General features: G+C 67.8%; 19 protein-coding genes and 1 tRNA gene. 10 read left to right on the forward strand and 10 right to left on the reverse strand.

Features of this window, described 5'->3' with window-relative positions:
• Nucleotides 1-86: 86 nt before the first annotated feature.
• Complete coding sequence (locus E3O48_RS13610; protein ID WP_134539536.1) at nt 87-893, reverse strand: 3-hydroxybutyrate dehydrogenase; 807 nt, start codon at nt 891-893, stop codon at nt 87-89.
• 59 nt (nt 894-952) lie between these two features.
• Nucleotides 953-2,359 (reverse strand): MFS transporter, encoded by a 1,407-nt coding sequence (locus tag E3O48_RS13615; protein WP_134509704.1) that lies wholly within the window; start codon nt 2,357-2,359, stop codon nt 953-955.
• Nucleotides 2,360-2,505: 146 nt separating this feature from the next.
• Here E3O48_RS13615 and E3O48_RS13620 point away from each other — a divergent pair, with 146 nt between their 5' ends.
• The 4 genes from E3O48_RS13620 (at nt 2,506) to E3O48_RS13635 (ending at nt 5,146) form a co-directional block, all read left to right on the forward strand.
• Entirely contained in the window at nt 2,506-3,435 is a 930-nt protein-coding gene (locus E3O48_RS13620; RefSeq protein WP_241982533.1) for a LysR family transcriptional regulator, read from the forward strand.
• Between the two features lie 68 nt (nt 3,436-3,503).
• Nucleotides 3,504-3,585: transfer RNA gene (locus tag E3O48_RS13625), tRNA-Leu, on the forward strand.
• Between the two features lies 1 nt (nt 3,586).
• Nucleotides 3,587-4,273, forward strand: coding sequence for a DedA family protein (locus E3O48_RS13630; RefSeq protein ID WP_174774802.1), 687 nt, complete (start codon nt 3,587-3,589; stop codon nt 4,271-4,273).
• 141 nt (nt 4,274-4,414) lie between these two features.
• Nucleotides 4,415-5,146, forward strand: coding sequence for a DedA family protein (locus E3O48_RS13635; protein WP_134539671.1), 732 nt, complete (start codon nt 4,415-4,417; stop codon nt 5,144-5,146).
• Nucleotides 5,147-5,181: 35 nt separating this feature from the next.
• On the opposite strand, the gene E3O48_RS13640 is transcribed toward E3O48_RS13635, so the two are convergent.
• The 4 genes from E3O48_RS13640 to murI form a co-directional block, all read right to left on the reverse strand.
• Nucleotides 5,182-6,093: a cation diffusion facilitator family transporter gene (locus E3O48_RS13640; RefSeq protein ID WP_134539540.1), complete on the reverse strand. Its 912-nt coding sequence runs from the start codon at nt 6,091-6,093 to the stop codon at nt 5,182-5,184.
• A gap of 95 nt (nt 6,094-6,188) precedes the next feature.
• A complete protein-coding gene (gene rdgB, locus E3O48_RS13645; RefSeq protein ID WP_134509710.1) occupies nt 6,189-6,779 on the reverse strand; it encodes an RdgB/HAM1 family non-canonical purine NTP pyrophosphatase in 591 nt (196 codons plus the stop codon).
• A 2-nt stretch (nt 6,780-6,781) separates the two neighbouring features.
• Entirely contained in the window at nt 6,782-7,516 is a 735-nt protein-coding gene (rph, locus tag E3O48_RS13650; RefSeq protein WP_134509712.1) for a ribonuclease PH, read from the reverse strand.
• On the reverse strand, nt 7,513-8,379 hold the full coding sequence (gene murI / locus E3O48_RS13655; RefSeq protein WP_134509714.1) for a glutamate racemase: 867 nt from the start codon (nt 8,377-8,379) through the stop codon (nt 7,513-7,515). The genes rph and murI overlap by 4 nt, the downstream gene beginning before the upstream one ends.
• Nucleotides 8,380-8,626: 247 nt before the next feature.
• On the opposite strand from murI, the gene E3O48_RS13660 reads away from it, so the two are divergent.
• The gene (locus E3O48_RS13660) at nt 8,627-9,859 is read left to right on the forward strand and encodes a beta-ketoacyl synthase (RefSeq protein ID WP_134539542.1); all 1,233 of its coding nucleotides are present in this window, start codon (nt 8,627-8,629) and stop codon (nt 9,857-9,859) included.
• A gap of 47 nt (nt 9,860-9,906) precedes the next feature.
• Complete coding sequence (locus E3O48_RS13665; protein WP_134539544.1) at nt 9,907-11,229, forward strand: nicotinate phosphoribosyltransferase; 1,323 nt, start codon at nt 9,907-9,909, stop codon at nt 11,227-11,229.
• Nucleotides 11,230-11,238: 9 nt separating this feature from the next.
• Here the strand turns inward: E3O48_RS13665 and E3O48_RS13670 are convergent, their stop codons facing one another.
• Genes E3O48_RS13670 through E3O48_RS18380 form a run of 3 tightly spaced genes read right to left on the reverse strand, consistent with a single transcriptional unit; the run spans nt 11,239 to nt 14,861 of the window.
• Nucleotides 11,239-11,523 (reverse strand): DUF3039 domain-containing protein, encoded by a 285-nt coding sequence (locus tag E3O48_RS13670; RefSeq protein WP_134509720.1) that lies wholly within the window; start codon nt 11,521-11,523, stop codon nt 11,239-11,241.
• A 42-nt stretch (nt 11,524-11,565) separates the two neighbouring features.
• Nucleotides 11,566-13,140 carry a hypothetical protein gene (locus E3O48_RS13675; RefSeq protein WP_241982534.1) on the reverse strand — a complete coding sequence of 525 codons (1,575 nt, stop codon included), beginning with the start codon at nt 13,138-13,140 and terminating at the stop codon, nt 11,566-11,568.
• Nucleotides 13,116-14,861, reverse strand: a complete 1,746-nt coding sequence (locus E3O48_RS18380) for an ATP-binding cassette domain-containing protein (protein WP_370250035.1) — start codon at nt 14,859-14,861, stop codon at nt 13,116-13,118. The genes E3O48_RS13675 and E3O48_RS18380 overlap by 25 nt, the downstream gene beginning before the upstream one ends.
• A gap of 270 nt (nt 14,862-15,131) precedes the next feature.
• Here E3O48_RS18380 and E3O48_RS13685 point away from each other — a divergent pair, with 270 nt between their 5' ends.
• The 3 genes from E3O48_RS13685 (at nt 15,132) to E3O48_RS13695 (ending at nt 17,493) form a co-directional block, all read left to right on the forward strand.
• The gene (locus E3O48_RS13685; protein WP_134509724.1) at nt 15,132-15,824 is read left to right on the forward strand and encodes an NTP transferase domain-containing protein; all 693 of its coding nucleotides are present in this window, start codon (nt 15,132-15,134) and stop codon (nt 15,822-15,824) included.
• Nucleotides 15,825-15,946: 122 nt separating this feature from the next.
• On the forward strand, nt 15,947-16,747 hold the full coding sequence (locus tag E3O48_RS13690; RefSeq protein ID WP_241982535.1) for an ABC transporter permease: 801 nt from the start codon (nt 15,947-15,949) through the stop codon (nt 16,745-16,747).
• Entirely contained in the window at nt 16,747-17,493 is a 747-nt protein-coding gene (locus E3O48_RS13695; protein WP_134509726.1) for an ABC transporter ATP-binding protein, read from the forward strand. Before E3O48_RS13690 ends, E3O48_RS13695 begins: the two co-directional genes overlap by 1 nt.
• 38 nt (nt 17,494-17,531) lie before the next feature.
• Here E3O48_RS13695 and E3O48_RS13700 read toward each other — a convergent pair whose 3' ends face one another.
• Nucleotides 17,532-17,819 carry a helix-turn-helix domain-containing protein gene (locus E3O48_RS13700; protein ID WP_134539546.1) on the reverse strand — a complete coding sequence of 96 codons (288 nt, stop codon included), beginning with the start codon at nt 17,817-17,819 and terminating at the stop codon, nt 17,532-17,534.
• Between the two features lie 97 nt (nt 17,820-17,916).
• Between E3O48_RS13700 and E3O48_RS13705 the strand changes: the two genes are divergently transcribed.
• Complete coding sequence (locus tag E3O48_RS13705; protein ID WP_134539548.1) at nt 17,917-18,879, forward strand: hypothetical protein; 963 nt, start codon at nt 17,917-17,919, stop codon at nt 18,877-18,879.
• Nucleotides 18,880-18,927: the final 48 nt, after the last annotated feature.

Genomic DNA, 18,927 nt, shown 5'->3' on the forward strand with positions numbered 1-18,927 from the left:
CCCCGTCGCCATACCCGGGTGAGTTGCGAAAAGAGCACCCTCGTCGCACACCCTCGTCGCGCTGGCGAGGGTGCTTTTTCCGCAAGTCAGCGGGCGGACCAGCCGCCGTCCATCCCGTAGCTGGAGCCCGTGACCATGGCGGCATCGGCCGACGCCAGCCAGGCCACCAGCGACCCGACCTCCTCCGGCTCGACCAGCCGCTTGATGGCGCTCTCCGTGAGCATGATCCGGCCGAGCACCTCCGCCTCCGGGATGCCGTGCACGAGCGCCTGGTCCTTGATCTGCTTCTCGACCAGGGGCGTGCGCACATAACCGGGGCTGACGCAGTTGCTGGTCACCCCGTGTTCCCCACCCTCGAGGGCGGTCACCTTGGAGAGGCCTTCCAGCCCGTGCTTGGCCGCGACATACGCAGCCTTGAACGGCGAGGCGCGGATGCCGTGCACCGACGTGACGTTGACGATGCGCCCGAAGCCGCGCTCGTACATCTGCGGCAACGCCGCCCGGATCAGCAGGAAGGGAACCTCCAGCATGAGCGTGATGATGCGGCGGAAGTCCTCCGGAGCGAAGTCCTGGATCGGACTGATCGTCTGGACGCCCGCGTTGTTGACCAGGATGTCCACGCCCGCCAACCGCAGGGAAAGCTCCGGATCGGTCAGCGCGGCCGGGTCCAGCAGGTTCACCGCCCAGCTCGAACCGCCGACCTCCGCGGCGAGCGCCGCGGCCCCGGCCCGGTCGATATCGGCGACGACGACGTGGGCGCCGCGGGCCGCGAGCGCCCGGACCGTGGCCGCGCCGATCCCGCTCGCTCCCCCGGTGACGAGGGCTCTCCGGCCCTGAAGGGGCCTGGTGCCTCCCCCATCGTGGACGGAAACGGTCTCTGCTGCTGCGGTCATCAGGTGGTCCTTCGTGGTGCGGGCTGGCAAGGGCGTGCGGGGCCGGTCGCTCGACAGGCTCAGCCGGAAACCCTCGCCGGCTCGAGGCCGTGCTTGCGGGCATCCTCAGCGTCGACCTCGCGCAGCGAGATGCCCCGGGTCTCCTTGAGCGTGACCACGGCGACGACGGTGATCGCACAGGCGATCACCAGGTAGAACGCCACCGGCAGCCAGGACTTGTACTGCTGGAGCAGCGCCGTGGCGATGATCGGCGCCATCGAACCGGCCAGGATCGAGGTGACCTGGTAGCCGAGGGACACCCCGGAGTAACGCATCCGGGTCGGGAACATCTCGGCCATGATCGCTGGCTGCCCGGCGTACATCAGAGCGTGGAAGCACAGCCCGATGGTGATGGCCGCCACGATGACGACCGGGTTCAGGGTGTCGAACATCGGGAAGGCGAAGAACGCCCAGGTCGATCCGAGCACGGCGCCGGCGAGGTAGACCGGCTTGCGTCCGAACCGGTCGGAGAGCCGGCCGACCTGCGGGATCACCAGGAAGTGCACGACGTGGGCGAGCAGCAGGGCGAGCAGGAGCTGGCTCGTGTTGTACTGGTGCACCGTGACCAGGTAGACGATCGAGAAGCTCACGATGGTGTAGTAGAGGATGTTCTCGGCGAAGCGCAGACCCATGGCCCCCAGGATCCCCTTCGGATACTTGCGCACGACCTCCATCACGCCGTAGCTGATCGCTTTCTCCGCCTCGACCTGCGCGCGGGCCTCGAGGAAGATCGGCGCCTCGCTGACGTGGGTGCGGATGTAGTAGCCGATCACCACGATGATCGCGGAGAGCCAGAAGGCCACCCGCCAGCCCCAGCCGAGGAACTGCTCGGCAGGCAGGATCCAGGACATGGTCAGCAGCACGAGGGTGGCGAGCAGGTTGCCGACCGGAACGGCCGCCTGCGGCCAGCTCGACCAGAAACCGCGGGTCTTGTTCGGGCTGTGCTCGGCCACGAGTAGAACCGCGCCGCCCCATTCGCCGCCGACCGCGAAGCCCTGGATGAAGCGCAGGATCACGAGGAGCGCGGGCGCCCAATAGCCGATGCTGTTGAAGCCCGGCAGGCAGCCCATCAGGAACGTGGCGGCGCCGACCAGGATGATCGTGACCTGCAGGGTGTGCTTGCGGCCGAGGCGGTCACCGATCTGACCGAAGACGATGCCACCGAGCGGGCGGGCGATGAAGCCGACGGCGTAGGTGAGGAATGCGGCGATGATGCCGTCCAGTTCGCTGCCCGCGTTGGGGAAGAAGAACTTGCCGAAGACGAGGCTCGCGGCCGTGGCGTAGAGGAAGAACTCGTACCATTCCACGATCGTGCCGACCATCGACGCCGCCACGATCTTGCGCAGCCCCGATTTCTCCTCCGGGCTGTCCTGACCAGACCCGCTCGTTCCGGGCTTCCCGGCTCCGACGCGCTGATTGACGCTCATGTCTGTCTCCTTCGGTGTCGTCGCTGACACTTAGTGGTGGTTGGCCGAGGGTCGAGTTCCATTCAACACGGCTCCACTGAGTATTCACGGAGTCCGCCTGTGCATCAATGACCACTTCTACAGAGGGCGTGTGCATAATTGCAGATATGACCCTCGCTGCGCCGCCGTCCCCGGCTCCCCACCCCGACGACCTCCTGGTCTTGCTCGCGGTCGCCCGCACCGGTCGGTACACTGCGGCGGCCGACAGTCTCGGGCTGAACCACACCACGGTCGCCCGTCGGATCACCGCCCTGGAGAAGGCCCTCGACGGCCGCGTGCTCTCCCGCACGGTGGGAGGCTGGGAGCTGACCGAGCTGGGCAAGAGGGCCTTCAACGCGGCCGAGAACGTCGAAGCAGCCGTGGCCGTGCTGAACGGGCCGGCCGGCCGGCAGAGCCAACTGTCCGGCGTCGTGCGCATGTCGGCGACCGACGGCTTCAGCGCCTACATCGCCGCCCCCGCCGTCGCCGCCCTGCAACGCACCCATCCCCATCTCCGGGTGGAGATCGTCACGGTGACCCGGCGCGCCCTCCAGCATCGCTCCGGCCTCGACATCGAAGTGGTGGTCGGCGAACCACAGGTGCACCGGGCCGAGGCGGTGCGGCTGGGCCACTACCGGCTCGGCATGTACGCGTCGCGCGCCTATCTCGCCGAGAAGGGAACCCCGGAGAGCGTGGCCGAGCTCACCCGGCATCCGCTGGTCTACTTCGTTGATTCGATGCTGCTGGTCGACGATCTGGATGCCCCGCGGCGGCTGGTCCCGTCGATGCGGGCCTCGCTCAGCTCGACCAACGTCTTCGTGCACGTGGAGGCGACCCGGGCCGGCGCCGGCATCGGCTTCCTCCCGTGTTTCATGGCCGACCGGCACTCCGACCTGGTGCGGTTGCTCCCCGCCCAGTTCAACGAGCAACTCCAGTACTGGATGGTGCTCCGCTCCGAGTCCCTGCACCAACCCGCCGTTGCCACCCTCGTCGCGGCACTGCAACACCAGGTCGACTCCTTCCGGGAGGCCCTGCACGGCCGCCCATCGCCTGCCTGACCGGGCTTCTCGCTCCGGACCGGGCACCGGGCGCCCACCGGCGCACGAACTACACTGGAACCGTAGTCGCGGGAGTGGTGAAATTGGCAGACACGCAGGATTTAGGTTCCTGTGCTTTCGAGCGTGGGGGTTCAAGTCCCCTCTCCCGCACATGAACAATGCGTCAGCGCTGGACGGCCAGTTGAACGATCTGCTCGCGGACACCGGGGCGATCGTCTTCTACCTGCTTGTCTGGGCGCTCGTCTTCGCGGGAACGGCGGTCTTCCTCGGCGTCTTCATCCCCTTCATCACCGGGGATTCCCTGCTCTTCGGCTCCGGTCTGGTCGCGGCCTCGACCCCGAACCTCAACATCGCCGTGCTCGCGATCGGCACCGGACTCGCCGCGTTCCTCGGCGACCAGGTCGGATTCCTCCTGGGGCGCCGTTTCGGTCGTTCCTCCCTCGACCGGCACGGCGGACGCCGCACCAGGTCCGCGATCGCCAGGACCGAGCAGTTCTATCGCTCCTTCGGCTGGTGGTCCGTGGTGATCGCCCGGTTCATGCCCTGGGCGCGAGTGTTCGTGCCGGTGATCGCCGGGGTCGGCCGGATGAACTACTACAAATTCCTCAGCAGCAATTTGGTCGGCGCGATCGCCTGGGGTGTCGGACTCACCCTGACGGGCTACTTCGCTGCGGCCATTCCCGGGGTCAAGAGCGCCGCCTACGTCATAGCCGGGCTGTTCATCGCGGTGTCGATCGTGTTCGGCGTGCGCACCTGGCGGTCCGAGCGCGGCCCCCGCTCCGCGCTCTCACCATCGCCGGCGCCCGGACCAGCGGATGACGTCGCCCCCGAAGTCTGAACGCTGACCGGCGCATACGGGGTTCTCCCGTAATCTGGCGATACCCTGTATCACAGCACCCACGATCACCGCCGCCCGGCCGTTGTGGCCACCGACTGGAGTTCATTCGTGATTCATTCCGCCTTGATTCTCACCGCGCCGATTCATTCGGCGCTCATCCCGTGGCTTGACCCCAAGTACCTGATCGACGGGTTCGGCGCCTGGGCGCTGCTCGGCGTCTGCGCGATCATCTTCGCCGAGACCGGGTTGCTGGTCGGATTCCTCTTCCCCGGCGACACCCTACTCATCATCACCGGCATCCTCACCTTCAGCGGCGCCATCAAGATCGACATCTGGTGGGTTGCCCTCGCCATCGGCTTCGCCGCGTTCCTCGGCGGGGAATGCGGCTACCTGATCGGCCGCAAGTTCGGGCCGCGCGTGTTCGAGCGCAAGGAATCCGGGCTGTTCAGCGTCAAGAACGTGGAACGCACGAACGCGTTCTTCGAACGGTTCGGCGGCTTCGCCGTCATCGTCGCCCGTTTTGTCCCGATCGTGCGCACATTCGCCCCGGTGGCCGCCGGCGTAGGCCGGATGAACTACCGCCGGTATTCGATCTACAACCTCGCGGGCGCCCTGCTCTGGGGTGCGGGAGTGACCTACGCGGGCTTCTTCCTCGGCTACATCCCGCCCGTGCGCGACTTCGTCAGCCACTACATCGATCTGATCCTGCTCGGCGCGGTCCTGATCACGCTGATCCCCACCGTGTTCCACTACGTTCAGGCGACCATGAAGGCCCGCCGAGCCACCCGGGCAGGGGTGACGACCGCCACCGGAAGCCTGGTGCTCGACCCCGACGTGTTCGACGGTCACCACGAGCACAAGCACGACGCCTGACGCCTGACGCCGGATGCCTGGCGTCTGGCGCCGGGTCAGAGGTGCGGGTAATCCTCGTGCGCGGCGTGCTCCGCCGGCTCCAGCTGGAACGTCGAGTGGTCGACGTCGAAGTGCTCGGCGAGGCACCCGGACAGGGCATCGAGCAGCTCTCCCGAACCTCCCGACTGGAGCACCACCGGTTCCACCACCACATGGGCGCTGAAAACATGCGCACCGGACGTGATCGCCCAGACGTGCACATCGTGCACGGCGACCACCCCGGGAGTCTCCAGCAGGTGCCGCCGGATCTCCGTGACATCCGTGTCGATGGGCGCTGACTCGCTGAGCACCCGCACGACGTCGCGGAGCAGCACGAACGCCCGGGGACCGATCATCGCCGCGATGACCAGCGAAGCGATCGCATCCGCCTGGGCGAAGCCGGTGAGCAGGATGACCGCCGCCGCTGCGATGACCGCCACCGAACCGAGGGCGTCGCCGAGCACCTCGAGGTAGGCCCCGCGCATATTGATGGAGCCCTTCGCCGCCGGGCGCAGGAGCAGCAGCCCGGCGATGTTCGCGACGAGGCCGATCGCGGCCACGATCAGCATCGGCATCGCCTGCACCTCGACGGGCGAGGAGCCGACCAGCCGGGTCACGGCCCCGACCACGACGGAGATCGCCACGGTCACGAGGATCAATCCGTTGATCAGCGCGCCGAAGACCTCGGCCCGCTGGTAGCCGAAGGTCTGCCGGTCGGTGGCAGGCCGGGCGGCCACGACCGTCGCGACGAGCGCGATGACCAGGCCGGCAAGGTCGGAGAACATGTGGCCGGCATCCGCCAGCAGCGCCAGGGAACCGGTGAGGGCGGCACCGATGATCTCGACGACGAGCACTGCGGCGACGATGCCGATCGCCACAGTGAGGCGCACCCGGTTCGTCTGCGAGGTGTGCGCGTGATCGTGGCCCATGCGTCAAAGGTAGAGCGCACACAGGAGGATAGCCAGTTGAGCCGCCAGTTGGGAATGAGTGCCATTCTCAGCACCGGCGAGGTCCCGCAAGGCGGTCAGTCGGCGAGCAGTTCCCGGATCACCGGAACGAGCTGTTCGAAGGCCCTGGCCCGGTGGCTTTGCTCGTTCTTCACGTTCGGCGTGAGCGCGGCGGCCGAGATCGCGTAGCCGTCGGGAAGGAAGATCGGGTCGTAACCGAAACCCTGCTCCCCTGACGGCTCGGGCAGGATCTGGCCCGGCCATTCCCCGGTGACATGGCGTTCCGTGCCGTCCGGAAGGGCCAGGGCCGCGACGCAGGCGAAATGCGCACCCCGGTGGTCCTCCGGCACGTCGGCCAGCTGCCAGAGCAGCAGCCTCAGGTTCGCCTCCGCGTCCCTGGCCGGTCCGGCCCAGCGGGCGGAGAAGATGCCCGGCGATCCGCCGAGCACGTCGACGCAGATGCCGGAGTCGTCTGCGACGGCGGGCAGCCCGGTGTGAGCGGCCGCGGCGCGTGCCTTGATCAAGGCGTTCTCGACGAAGCTGGTGCCGTCTTCGACGGGCTCAGGGCCGTCGTAGGCAAGAACCTCGATGCCGGGAAGCCGCGGGGCGAGGATGCGACGCAACTCCTCCACCTTGTGGGGGTTGTGGGTGGCGAGAACGACCTGCACGGCTAGCGCCCCAGCGCGTTCTTCTGGAACTCGGTCAGCGTGACGGTGCCGGCCAGCGCCAGGTCGAGCAGGGAATTCAACTCGCTGCGATCGAAGGGCGCTCCCTCGGCGGTTCCCTGAACCTCGACGAACAATCCGCGACCGGTGACGACCACGTTCATGTCGGTCTCGGCCTTCGAGTCCTCCGTGTAGGCCAGGTCGAGCATGGGTACGCCGCCGACGATGCCGACGGAGATGGCCGCCACGCTGTCGATCAGCGGCTGCGCCTTCTGGCCGAGGAACTTCTTCTCCCGGCCCCACTCGAGGGCATCCGCCAGTGCCACGTAGGCGCCGGTGATGGCGGCCGTGCGGGTGCCGCCGTCGGCCTGCAGCACGTCGCAGTCCAGGACGATCGTGTTCTCGCCGAGCGCCTTCATGTCGACCACGGCGCGGAGGCTCCGGCCGACCAGGCGGCTGATCTCGTGGGTGCGGCCGCCGATGCGTCCCTTGACCGATTCTCGGGCCATCCGGTCGTTGGTGGACCGAGGAAGCATGGAGTACTCGGCGGTGACCCAGCCCGCCCCCTTGCCTGCCATCCACCGCGGCACGCCGTTGGTGAACGATGCCGTGCAAAGCACCCTGGTGCGGCCGAAGGAGATCAGGGCCGAGCCTTCGGCCTGGTCGCTCCAGCCTCGCTCGATCGTGACCGGCCGAAGCTCGTCTGTCGTTCGTCCGTCGGCGCGCACAATGTCGTTCACGAGGTCTCCTTGTTGGTGTTCGGATGCGATGCCGCGAATTCGACGAGCTCGCTCAGGTTGAAGGTGCCGGTCTCGACGAGGTCGACCCGGGCGATGTCCTGGCCGACCAGGCGGTGCGCGAGGCTGAGGAAATCCTCGGCGCTGCCGCCCGTTGCCTCGTAGCGGTAGCTCGGCGGGCGTTTGTCCGCGCGTTCGGCGCCCTGGCTGACGAGGGCCCGATAGACGTCGTTGGCCGTCTCGGTGTCGCTGGATACGAGGGTGACGGTGTCACCCATCACGTAGGAGATGGCTCCGCGCAGGAACGGATAGTGGGTGCAGCCGAGCACCAGGGTATCGACCCCCGCTGCCTTGAGGGGGGCAAGATACTCCTCCGCAACCGCGAGGACCTCGCCGCCCGTGGTCACGCCGGCTTCGACGAATTCGACGAAACGGGGGCAGGCCTGGGTGAAAAGACGGATGTCTGTGGCCGCCGCGAAGGCGTCCTCGTAGGCACGCGACTTGACGGTGCCGAGGGTGCCGATCACGCCGACCCGGTTGTTCCGGGTGGTGCCGACCGCGCGGCGCACCGCGGGCTGGATGACCTCGATCACGGGCACACTGTAGCGTTCCCGGGCGTCGCGGAGCACGGCGGCGGAGGCGGTGTTGCACGCGATCACCAGCATCTTGACGTCCTGGGCGACGAGGTCATCGAGCACCTGGAGTGCGTAGCGACGCACGTCGGCGATCTTCTTCGGACCGTAGGGCGAGTGCGCGGTGTCCCCGATGTAGAGGATCGATTCGTTGGGCAGCTGATCCTTGATCGCCCGGGCGACGGTCAGGCCGCCCACTCCGGAATCGAAGATTCCAATCGGTGCATCCGTCACGACAGTCGAGCTTAGTCGGAATCCTCCGATCCCGGCGAAGTGCCCGGCTCGGCCCGGGTTTCGCGCGAGCGCGCCTCACCGGCCCCCAGGCCGGGCGATTGTGGGCGTTTTCTCAGGGTCCGCGGGACGGGCGTCACACGTACCAGAGCGGGAATATGGGCGTAACTACACTCGGAATATGGAGGCCCGCCAACCGACGGTAACCGCGCAGGAAGACGCCCCATTCGTCGTTTGAGGAGATGACCCAGTGAATGATCGAGTCGTAATTACCGGGTTGGGCGCACTGACGCCGCTGGGAAACACATGGCGGGAAACCTGGTCGGGTCTCGCGAACGGACGGAGCGGGGTCGCTCGGATCACTCAGTTCGACCCTGAGGGTCTGCCGACCCAGATCGCCGGCGAAGTCAAGAACTTCGTTCCGGCCGAGCAGATGTCCATTAAGCAGGTTAAGCGGGCCTCCCGCGCGTCCCAGCTCGCGATCGCCGCCGCCCGTGAGGCCGTGGCCGACGCCGGGTTCGGCCCGTCCATGGAGGGAATCGACAGCGCGGTCGTGGTGAACAGCGCCGTTTCCGGCTATGCCGAGATCCAGGAGGCCACCGAACTCGTCAACTCCGGCGGTTCGCGCCGCATCCCGCCGCGTTTCGTGCCGTCTTCGCTCCTCAACATGGCCGCCTGCGAGGTGGCCATCGACCTGGGTGTGCACGGCCCGGTCAACGCCAGCGCCCTCGCCTGCGCGAGCGGCGCCTACGCCCTGCTCGAGGCCCGCACGCTCCTGATGATGGGCGACGCTGACGTCGTCATCGCCGGCGGCGTCGAAGCCGCGATCACCCCCGTCATGTTCGCCGGGCTGAACGCCATGCACGCAGCGTCCAAGAACAATGACTCCCCCGCCGAGGCGAGCCGCCCGTTCGACGCCGACCGCAACGGACTCGTCTTCGGCGAGGGCGCGGTGATCTTCGTGATGGAGCTGCTCTCCCACGCCAAGGCCCGCGGAGCCCGCGTCTACGCCGAGGTTCTCGGCGGGGCGCTGACAAGCGACGGCCACAGCATCGTGGCCCCCGAACCGACGGGGAAGTACGCCAGCCTCGCGATGACCAGGGCCCTCGCGAAGTCGAAGCTGAACCCGAGCGACATCGACATGATCTGCGCGCACGGCACCTCGACCCAGGCGAACGACCGCGCGGAGTCCTCGGCGATCCGTCAGGCGCTCGGCACTTCGGCCGACGGAATCGCCGTCACCGCTCCGAAGTCGATGACCGGCCACCTGATCGGCGCGGCGGGAGCCCTGTCCGGCCTGCTCTGCGCCCTGTCGATCCGCACCGGGATCATCCCGCCGACGATCAACTACGTCACCCCCGACCCGGACTGCACCCTCGACTACGTTCCCCTGACCGCGCGGGTGAAACCCGTTCGTTACGCTCTCGCGAACGCATTCGGCTTCGGCGGCCAGAACTGCATCGTCGCCTTCGGTGCCCTGTAGATCGTCACCGGGGCCGATCATCGGCCGGTGCGGATAGGGTCTATCGGGTGACCGAATCCTCAGCATTCCGCACCGACCGTTACGAACTCACCATGGTGGACGCCGCCATCCAGAGCGGCACCGCCGGTCGCGAGTGCCAGTTCGAGGCCTTCGCCAGGCGGCTCCCCTCCGGCCGCCGCTACGGCATCGTCGCCGGCACCGGACGCCTGCTCGAACTCATCCGCGATTTCAGGTTCACGGATGCCGAACTCGCCTGGCTCGATGCCAACGCCGTCGTGCGCCGCCCCACCCTCGACTGGCTGGCCGACTACGCCTTCCGCGGCGACATCTGGGGCTACCAGGAGGGCGAGGTCTACTTCCCCGGCTCGCCCCTGGTGACGATCGACGGCAGCTTCGCCGAGTGCGTCATCCTCGAAACCCTCATCCTGAGCGTGCTCAACTACGACAGTTCGGTGGCCGGCGCTGCAGCCCGGATGGTGTCGGTGAGCCTGGGCCGGCCGCTCGCGGAGATGGGGTCGCGGCGCACCGGGGAATACTCGGCCGTCGCGGCCGCCCGGGCCGCCTACATCGCCGGCTTCGCGTCGACGAGCAACCTCGAGGCGGGACGGAGCTGGGGGGTGCCGACGATGGGCACGGCGGCGCATTCGTTCACCCTGCTCCACGACAGCGAAGAGGACGCATTCCGCGCCCAGGTTGCCGCCTTCGGGGTGTCGACCACCCTCCTCGTCGACACCTACGACGTCACCCGCGGGATCGACCTGGCCATCCGCGTGGCCGGGCCCGGCCTCGGCTCGATCCGGATCGACTCGGGTGACCTGCCGACCGTCGTCGCTGGGGCACGGGCGCAGCTGGATTCCCTGGGCGCCGTGAACACCCGGATCACGGTCACCAGCGACCTCGACGAATACTCGATCGCCGCTCTCTCGGCGTCGCCCGTCGACGCCTTCGGGGTCGGAACATCCGTCGTCACCGGTTCGGGAGCCCCGGCCGCCGGGATGGTCTACAAGCTGGTCGCGCACCGGGACGACGCCGGCGAGTGGGTCTCCGTCGCGAAGACGTCCACCGCCAAGGCGTCAGTCGGCGGCCGCAAACGCTCGGTGCGGCGCCTCGACGCCGCCGGAATCGCCCGGGCCGAGATCGTGCTGGTCGGTGAGGCCGACGAAGACCCCACCGGGTTCGAGGCGCCGGACGGTCACGACCGAGCCCTGCTCGTGCCGTTCGTCACCGACGGCGTCATCGACGAGGGCTACCTCGGGGCCGCCGGCACCGTGCGGGCCCGGACCCACAACGCCCGCGTCATGCAGGAGCTGCCGATCGAAGCGTTCCGGCTCGGCCGGGGCGATCCCGTCATCCCGACGCTGTACCGGTAGGGCCTCGGGCTAGCCCTTCATCTTTTCGTAGATTGCCTTGCAGGTCGGGCAGACCGGGAACTTCTCCGGGTCACGTCCGGGCAGCCACTTCTTGCCGCACAGGGCGCGTACGGGCTTTCCGGAGATCGCGGACTCGAGGATCTTGTCCTTGGGTACGTAGTGGGAGAACCGCTCGTGGTCGCCCGGCTCGATCTGCTCCTGGTTGATGAGCTCCTCGAGCTCGCGGTCGAGCGTGGAGGTGCCGCCGCCCGGCTGGCCTGGTTCTGCAATGCTCGCGCGAAAGTCTTCAGTCATACGAACATTGTAGGCAGGAGCGGGGCATCCGTTGTGGGTGGCTCAGGCCCGGATCGCGGACGCGAGCATCTCGGGGCCACGCCGTTCGAACGTGCGAGAGCCAAGCCAGATTCCGCCGGTGAGGGTGAGCAGGCCGACTCCGACGCCCGAGAACAGCGCCGGCAGGTGCCAGATCGGATCGGCGAAGATGCCCAGGACGGCGAAACAGATCGACGGCAGCGACAAAAGGATCGAGCCGGTGAAGGTCAGCGACTGGATCATCGCCGCGGCGGTGTCGGTGGACTGGGGCTGTGCGAACGGGCTGTCTCCCGGTTTCGTGGAGGGGTAGGGGAACCGGGCCGAGGTGTAGCTCGAGAAGCCGAGCCCGGTGAGGAGGATGCACGTGCTCACGCCGAGCAGGGACGGCAGCACGGTCCAATCGCCGAAGAACGAAACGCTGACCGCCGATCCGATCCCGATCAAGGGGATGCCGACGAACAGCGTCGGGACCAGGCGTCCGATCCGGTCGGCGAATCCGCGGGTTCCGGAGGCGACGTGAAGCCAGATGGCCGTGTGGTCGTAGGCGACGTCGTTGTGCATCGTCCAGCCGAGGAAGATGCACATCAGCGGCACCGGGAGCAGTGCGAGGTACGGAAGCGGAACCCCGGCGAAGGACAGCGGCAGGATCACCAGGACCGGGATGACCGGAATCATGACCAGCGACATCCAGTACCGCGAGTCCCTGCCCCAGTAGGTGAGGCTGCGGGCCGCGATGACACCGATCGGGGTGTGCGGCATCCGGTCGAACCAGCCGAGCCCGCCGTACTGGCGGGCCTGGGCCTCACGGCCCGGGGTGACGAGCATCCGTGCCACCAGGGTCTGCCAGGCCAGCCACAGAAGGTAGACCGTGGCGGCGGCGATCAGCAGCTTCAGGAAGGCCGGCCCCCACGCGCCGGTGGCGGCGTCGCCGGGGACCGCCCAGGCTGCCCCCAGTGGCGTCCAGCCGAGGATCGCCGAGAGCCCGCCGAGCAGGTCGAGGCCGTAGCGCTCCCAGTCGAGATTGAGGATGAGCAGCACGACCGGGGCCACCATCACCAGGAAGAGCACGCCGATGATGCCCGTGAACTCCCGGGACCGGCGGGTCGATAGCAGGAACGCCGCGATCGAGGTGCTCACCCGGGACGCCAGCATGCACGTTGCCAGGAGAAGGGCGGCCGCCACGATGGCCAGCAACGTCTCGACCACTCCCCGCGACCAGGTCACGATCGTGCCGAGGAGCACCAGCGCCAGCACGAAGGCCGGCGCCCCGACCAGCGACGCGAGCACCAGCCCTGCCGACAGCCGTCGGTTCGGGATGCCCATGGTCGCGAACTTCCGCGGGTCCATGCTGTCGTCGATGCCGAAGACCAGGGGAACGAGAAAGAACCCGAGCACGACGATCGACCCGGCGACGACGAGTCCGTCGCGCACGGCGACGACATCGCCGACGAAGCGGAGCCCTACCAGCACGATGACAAGGCCGACGGCCACGGCGAGGCCGTAGACGAGCGCTATCGCGATGCCGACGACCTGCCAGGGACTGCGCCGGAACAGGTTCGCGAGCAGGCGGAGTTTCAGTCCGAGAAACTGTGCAACCACTCCATGCCCTCCGCAACCTTGCGTCCGCCGGCAAGCTCGATGAACCGCTCTTCGAGGGTCTTCTCACCCCGGACCTCGTCGATGGTGCCGGAGGCGAGAACCGCCCCCTGCACGATGATGGCCACGTGATCGCAGACCCGCTGGATCAGGTCCATGCCGTGGCTGGATAACACAACCGTGCCGCCGCTGGCCACGTACTTCTGCAGGATCTCCGTGACGTTGACGGCCGACACCGGGTCAACCGACTCGAAGGGTTCGTCGAGCACGAGTAGCCTCGGCGAGTGGATCATCGCGCAGGCCAAAGCGATCTTCTTCGTCATACCGGCCGAGTAGTCGGCGACGAGGCGGTTGAGCGCATCCTCGAGGCCGAACGCCGCGGCCAGGTCTGCCGACCGCTTGCGCACCGTCGCTCCGTCGAGTCCGCGCAGGACGCCGGAGTAGTAGAGAAGTTGCGCCCCGGTGAGCCGGTCGAACAGTCGGAGCCGGTCGGGCAGCACGCCGATGATGCGCTTGGCGGCGATGGGGCTGCCCCAGACATCGATGCCGTGAACCTGCACGGCGCCCGCGTCGGGACGGAGGAGTCCGGTGATCATGGAGAGGGTCGTCGTCTTGCCTGCACCGTTGGGTCCCACGATGCCGTAGAAGGATCCCTCGCGAACCTCGAGATCGATCCCGGAAACGGCCACGGTGTTGCCGAAACTCTTCTTCAGCCCGGTCACCGACAGCACGAGCGGGGTAAGCTGCCCCTCCGGGACCGGCGGGGCCGACTTCGGTCTCCGTTTCGTCGAGGCGCGCGGCGTCCGTCCCGGTGCCTTCTTCGGTGCCCGGACGGCCACCGCCGGCGGCGCAGCGGGATCCGCTTCCGGTGCCAGGACGGGGCCTGCGTACTCTGGCGGCAGGATCTCGGCGGCCGAGGCCGGTGGGACAACGGTTTCCACGGCCTCGTCGACCGGTTCGGGCGTCACGGCCTCAGGCTCACCGACCGCAGGCTCAGCAACTGCGGTCTCCGCAGCAACGGGCTCAGCCACGGCCGGATCAGCGACGGCCGGCTCGGCAACGGCCGGCTCAGCCACGGCCGGCTCAGCCACGGCCGGCTCAGCCACGGTCGGCTCAGCCACGGTCGGCTCGGCGACGGCCGGCTCGGCGACGGCCTGGCCGAGGGATGCAGAGAGTGCCGCGGCCCTGGTCGCTGCGGCCTTCGCGGCGCGAGCCTTCGCCGTGTCGGCTCGGGCAGCAGTCGATTTGGCGGCCGATTCGGTCCTGGCGGTGGCCGTGCGAGCGGACGTCGCCTTCGCGGCCGCCGACCGGGCGGCGGCCGGCGTTGCCACCGGAGAATCGTGCGCATCGGCGCCAGGTTCGACCGCTGACGCAGCCTTGGCCCGAGCGGTCGCGGGGCGGGCTGCGGCGGTGCGCGCCGCAGGCTTTGTCGTCCGGGGCTTCGGGGCCGGCCCCGCGGACGTCGGCGGAACCTCAGCGCCGTCGGCGAGCGGAGCGGCGGACGGTTTGCTGCTCCGCGCCGCGGGGGTGCGGGAGGCACCCGTCGGCCGGGCCGGAGCCTTGCGAACCGGGGCCTTGCGCACGGTCGGCTTGGGTGCCGCGGCCGTGGACACCGGAATGTCGCGTTCGTCCGCGGGAATCTGCGGTTTCGCGGGCGTCTCGACCCCCACGGGCGGGACTGTCGTCGGCTCGTCGGGCTCGGAGTTGGGGGGCACAAGAGTCACCCCGCTAACCTACCAAGGACCGCCTGACACCGCAGGTTGGAGGTCAGCCGACGACACAAATGCCGGGCCGAAACGGCGCCCGTGGTCACGGACTGAGCACACTCCGGAAACCGCCTCTTCCCCCGGAGAGAGGGCATAAGGTAGACTGATGCTGGCATAACGGCGTGTCTATACGTGAACTTATGAGTGAACCCTAGACAAACTTGTTCGAAACAAGAGTCTTATGCATCGGATGCAGGGGTCGCTCGAATCTTTTTTTAGGAGATAATCGTGACCACCCAGGTAGTCATTCTGGCAGCAGGAATGGGAAGCAGACTCGGTCGTTCGCTTCCGAAGCCGCTGACCGAACTCAACGACGGTCGAACGATCATGCAGCAGCAGTTCGACAACATCGCACACGCCTTCGGCAAGAAGGCCAAGGTCACCATCGTGGTCGGCTACAAGCTCGAGCACATCATCGAGGCGTTCCCGCAGGCATCCTTCGTCTACAACGAAGAGTACGACCAGACCAACACGTCGAAGAGCCTGATGCGCGCGCTTCAGGCGTCGAGCACCGGCGGCGTGCTGTGGATGAACGGCGACGTCGTCTTCGACCCCGCCATTCTCGACCGGGCCGCGGCGATGGTCGCCCGCGACCAGTCGTTCGTCACCGTGAACACCTCGAAGGTGTCGGATGAAGAGGTGAAGTACACCACCAGCGCCGAAGGCTACATCAAGGAGCTGTCGAAGACCGTCAAGGGCGGGCTCGGCGAAGCGGTCGGCATCAACTACATCTCGAGCGCCTACAAGGCGGTCCTGCTTCACCACCTCGCCAAGGTCGGCGACCAGGACTACTTCGAACGCGGCATCGAACTCGCCATCGAGAAGAACAACCTCCTCGTCGAGCCGCTCGACATCTCGGACTTCTACGCGGTCGAGGTCGACTTCGCTGAAGACCTGGAGCGCGCGAACCTCTTCGTCTAACCAGACGTCGACGATGAACATGCCCCCCGGAACAATCAGGTGCCGGGGGGCTTTTTCATGCCCGGGACTCGCTGGGTCCCAGATGGAGCCGGGCCGGGCCGGGCTCACCTACGATTGGTCGAGTGAGTAGTTATGCGGAAGTGCGCCCCGAGCAACGCACGTCGTTTGCGCGCTACCGTCATTCGCTCTGGCTACTGACCCAGCGAGACCTGCGGGTCCGCTACTCGACCTCGCTCCTGGGCTACTTCTGGTCGATCCTCGACCCGCTCGTCATGGCCGGTATCTACTGGTTCGTCTTCACGCAGGTCTTCAATCGCGGGGCGGGCCATGAGCCGTACATCATCTTCCTGCTCTCGGCCCTGCTTCCCTGGATGTGGTTCAACGGCACCATCTCCGACTGCACCCGGGCGTTCCTGCGCGAGGCGAAGCTCATCCGCTCCACCAGGATCCCCCGGACCATCTGGGTCAACCGGTTGGTGCTATCGAAGGGCATTGAGTTCCTGGCCTCCGTGCCGGTTCTGCTCTTCTTCGCGATCGTGTCCGGCGCGCCGATCACCGCGGGGGCGTTCCTGTTCCCGCTAGCCATCCTGATCCAGACGGTTCTGACCGCCGGGATCGGGCTGATGGTCGCGCCCCTCGTCGTCTTCTTCCGCGACCTGGAGCGAGCGGTCAAGCTTGTGCTCCGGTTCCTGTTCTACGCCTCCCCCATCATCTACAGCACCACGGACCTCCCCAGCCAGTTGCACTTCTGGGCGGCGTTCAATCCGCTGAGCGGGATCTTCAGCCTCTACCGGGCGGCGTTCTTCCCAGGCGACCTGGACTGGCTCACCGTCGGCATCAGCGCCGGGATGTCGCTGGCGATACTCGGCCTCGGGATCCTGGTTTTCAAGCGCACCGAGCGTGCAGTCCTGAAGGAGATCTAGTGGCGGCGCCAGTCATTTCGCTGACCGGGGTCGGCATCCGTTTCAGACGGAACCGTCGCGGCCGCCGCAGTTTCAAGGATCTCTTCGCCGGCGGGCGGCGGCGCAGCCGGCCGGACGAGTTCTGGGCGCTCCGCAAGGTCTCCTTCACGGTGCAGCGCGGCGAGGCCATCGGCGTCGTCGGCCGCAACGGGCAGGGCAAGTCGACCCTCCTCAAACTGGTCACCGGCGTGGTCCTCCCCGACGAGGGCACCGTGCACGTCACCGAGGGGGTGGCGCCGCTGATCGAGATCACCGGCGGTTTCGTGGACGATCTCACGGTGCGGGACAACGTCTACCTCACTGCAGGCCTGCACGGCATGACCCGGGCCCAGATCGACGCACGCTTCGACGACATCCTCGACTTCGCCGAGATCGGCGATTTCATCGACACTCCCTACAAACACCTCTCCAGCGGGATGAAGGTGCGGATCGCCTTCGCCGTGATCTCCCGGCTCGAGGAGCCCATCCTCCTGGTCGATGAGGTGCTGGCGGTGGGCGACAAGGCGTTCCGCGAGAAGTGCTACCGGCGGATCGAGGAACTCCTCGCCGGCGGGCGCACACTGTTCTTCGTGTCCCACAACGAACGCGACCTCCGGCGGTTCTGCACGCGCGGCCTGTACCTGGACAAGGGAGCGCTCGTGCTGGACGGGCCCATCGACGAGGTCCTCGCGCTCTACAACGCCCAGTACGGCATCAAGCCCGCGTGAGCGGCGGCCCGGCGGCGCGACGGATCAGCCGCGACGGGTCAGCGCAGCCGTCGGATGAGGACTGTCTCAGGGCCGTCGCGCGGCTCCGGGAGGTGCTCCGCCGAGAACCCGCTCATCAGCTCGCCCGGTTCGAGGCCGAGCACCGCGGCGAGTCTGATCAGGGTGTGGAACGTCGGGTTGCCGTGACCCCTTTCGATGCGGGCGTAGTTCGACACATTGAGACCGGCCCGGTGCGCCACCGCCTCCTGGTTGAGTGACAACTGGCGGCGACGGCGACGCAGGCGGTCACCGAGGATGCGGGATGCTTCGGAGGAAGGCTCTGGCATCCTCCATCTATAGGCTTCACTTGAGCATCCCGCCAGTGGTCGGGCAGATGTGGACACCGGCACGTAAACTCGTCGGGACGCTAAGGAGAGCAGTTCGATGGCAAGGAAACCCAAACCGATCGTGTCGACCACCGGTGGACTGCCCCAGGGCGGCCAACTGCCGCCCGCCCTCACCAAGAGCTTCGACCGGGTGATGGCGATCCACCGCCCGGCGGTGCTCGCGCACATCCGTTCCATCCGGCGCCGATCTCCTCAAGCCGGCCCCGTGGAGCTCGTGGCGATTCTCGAACGGCGCTACCTCGCCGCGGTGACGACCGGGGGCGCGGCGGTCGGCGCGACTGCCGTGGTACCCGGCGTCGGAACCGGGATCACACTCGCCCTGTCCGGGGTCGAAACGGCCGGTTTCCTCGAGGCCACGGCGCTGTTCACGCAGTCCGTGAGCGAGGTGCATGGAATCACCGTCGATGACCCGGAACGCGCGCGGGCGCTGGTGATGACCATGATGCTCGGCCATGAGGGCTCAGACCTGGTGCGCCAGCTCGCCGGCCAGTTTTCCGGGAACGGCACCGCCCGCACCGCATACTGGGGAGAACTCGTGACGACCAGTCTCCCCCGGGCCATCATGGGGCCGCTCTCCGACCGGTTGAAAAGCGCGTTCATCAAGCAGTTCGCGGCCCGCGGGGGTGCCAGCCTGATCGGCAAGGCCCTGCCGTTCGGGGTCGGCGCGGTCATCGGTGGTACCGGCAACCACATCCTGGGCAAGCGGGTCATCCACTCGTCGCGGCTGGCCTTCGGGCAGGCCCCGGCCGGGTTCCGTCCTGAGCTGGACCCCCGGGCCAGGGCCGTCATGGTGCGGGAAATCGAGGTGCGGGAGGCGGCCGTGCAGGAAAGTGTCCTGCTTCCGGGACGCTCGGGCAGGCTGACCGAACTCGGCCGCGGAACCCTCGGCAGGCTGCCCGGCCTGGTGCCGAAGGCCCTACGCCGGGCCCGGGCGGAACGGGCCACCGATGCGGGCGCGTCAGACGCTGCAGCGGATGGCCCCGTGCCCCCTCAGGCCTAGACGCCGTCGTCGGGCGTAATCGCCGTCGTCGGGCCTAGACGCCGTCGT

This window comes from Cryobacterium sp. HLT2-28, from assembly GCF_004402495.1.
Classification (GTDB): domain Bacteria; phylum Actinomycetota; class Actinomycetes; order Actinomycetales; family Microbacteriaceae; genus Cryobacterium; species Cryobacterium mannosilyticum.

Coding starts and splice junctions, on each gene's coding strand:
- E3O48_RS13610 (WP_134539536.1), bottom strand. CDS start 893: ATGACCGCAGCAGCAGAGACCGTTTCCGTCCACGATGGGGGAGGCACC.
- E3O48_RS13615 (WP_134509704.1), bottom strand. CDS start 2,359: ATGAGCGTCAATCAGCGCGTCGGAGCCGGGAAGCCCGGAACGAGCGGG.
- E3O48_RS13620 (WP_241982533.1), top strand. CDS start 2,506: ATGACCCTCGCTGCGCCGCCGTCCCCGGCTCCCCACCCCGACGACCTC.
- E3O48_RS13630 (WP_174774802.1), top strand. CDS start 3,587: ATGAACAATGCGTCAGCGCTGGACGGCCAGTTGAACGATCTGCTCGCG.
- E3O48_RS13640 (WP_134539540.1), bottom strand. CDS start 6,093: ATGGGCCACGATCACGCGCACACCTCGCAGACGAACCGGGTGCGCCTC.
- E3O48_RS13670 (WP_134509720.1), bottom strand. CDS start 11,523: ATGACTGAAGACTTTCGCGCGAGCATTGCAGAACCAGGCCAGCCGGGC.
- E3O48_RS13700 (WP_134539546.1), bottom strand. CDS start 17,819: ATGCCAGAGCCTTCCTCCGAAGCATCCCGCATCCTCGGTGACCGCCTG.
- E3O48_RS13705 (WP_134539548.1), top strand. CDS start 17,917: ATGGCAAGGAAACCCAAACCGATCGTGTCGACCACCGGTGGACTGCCC.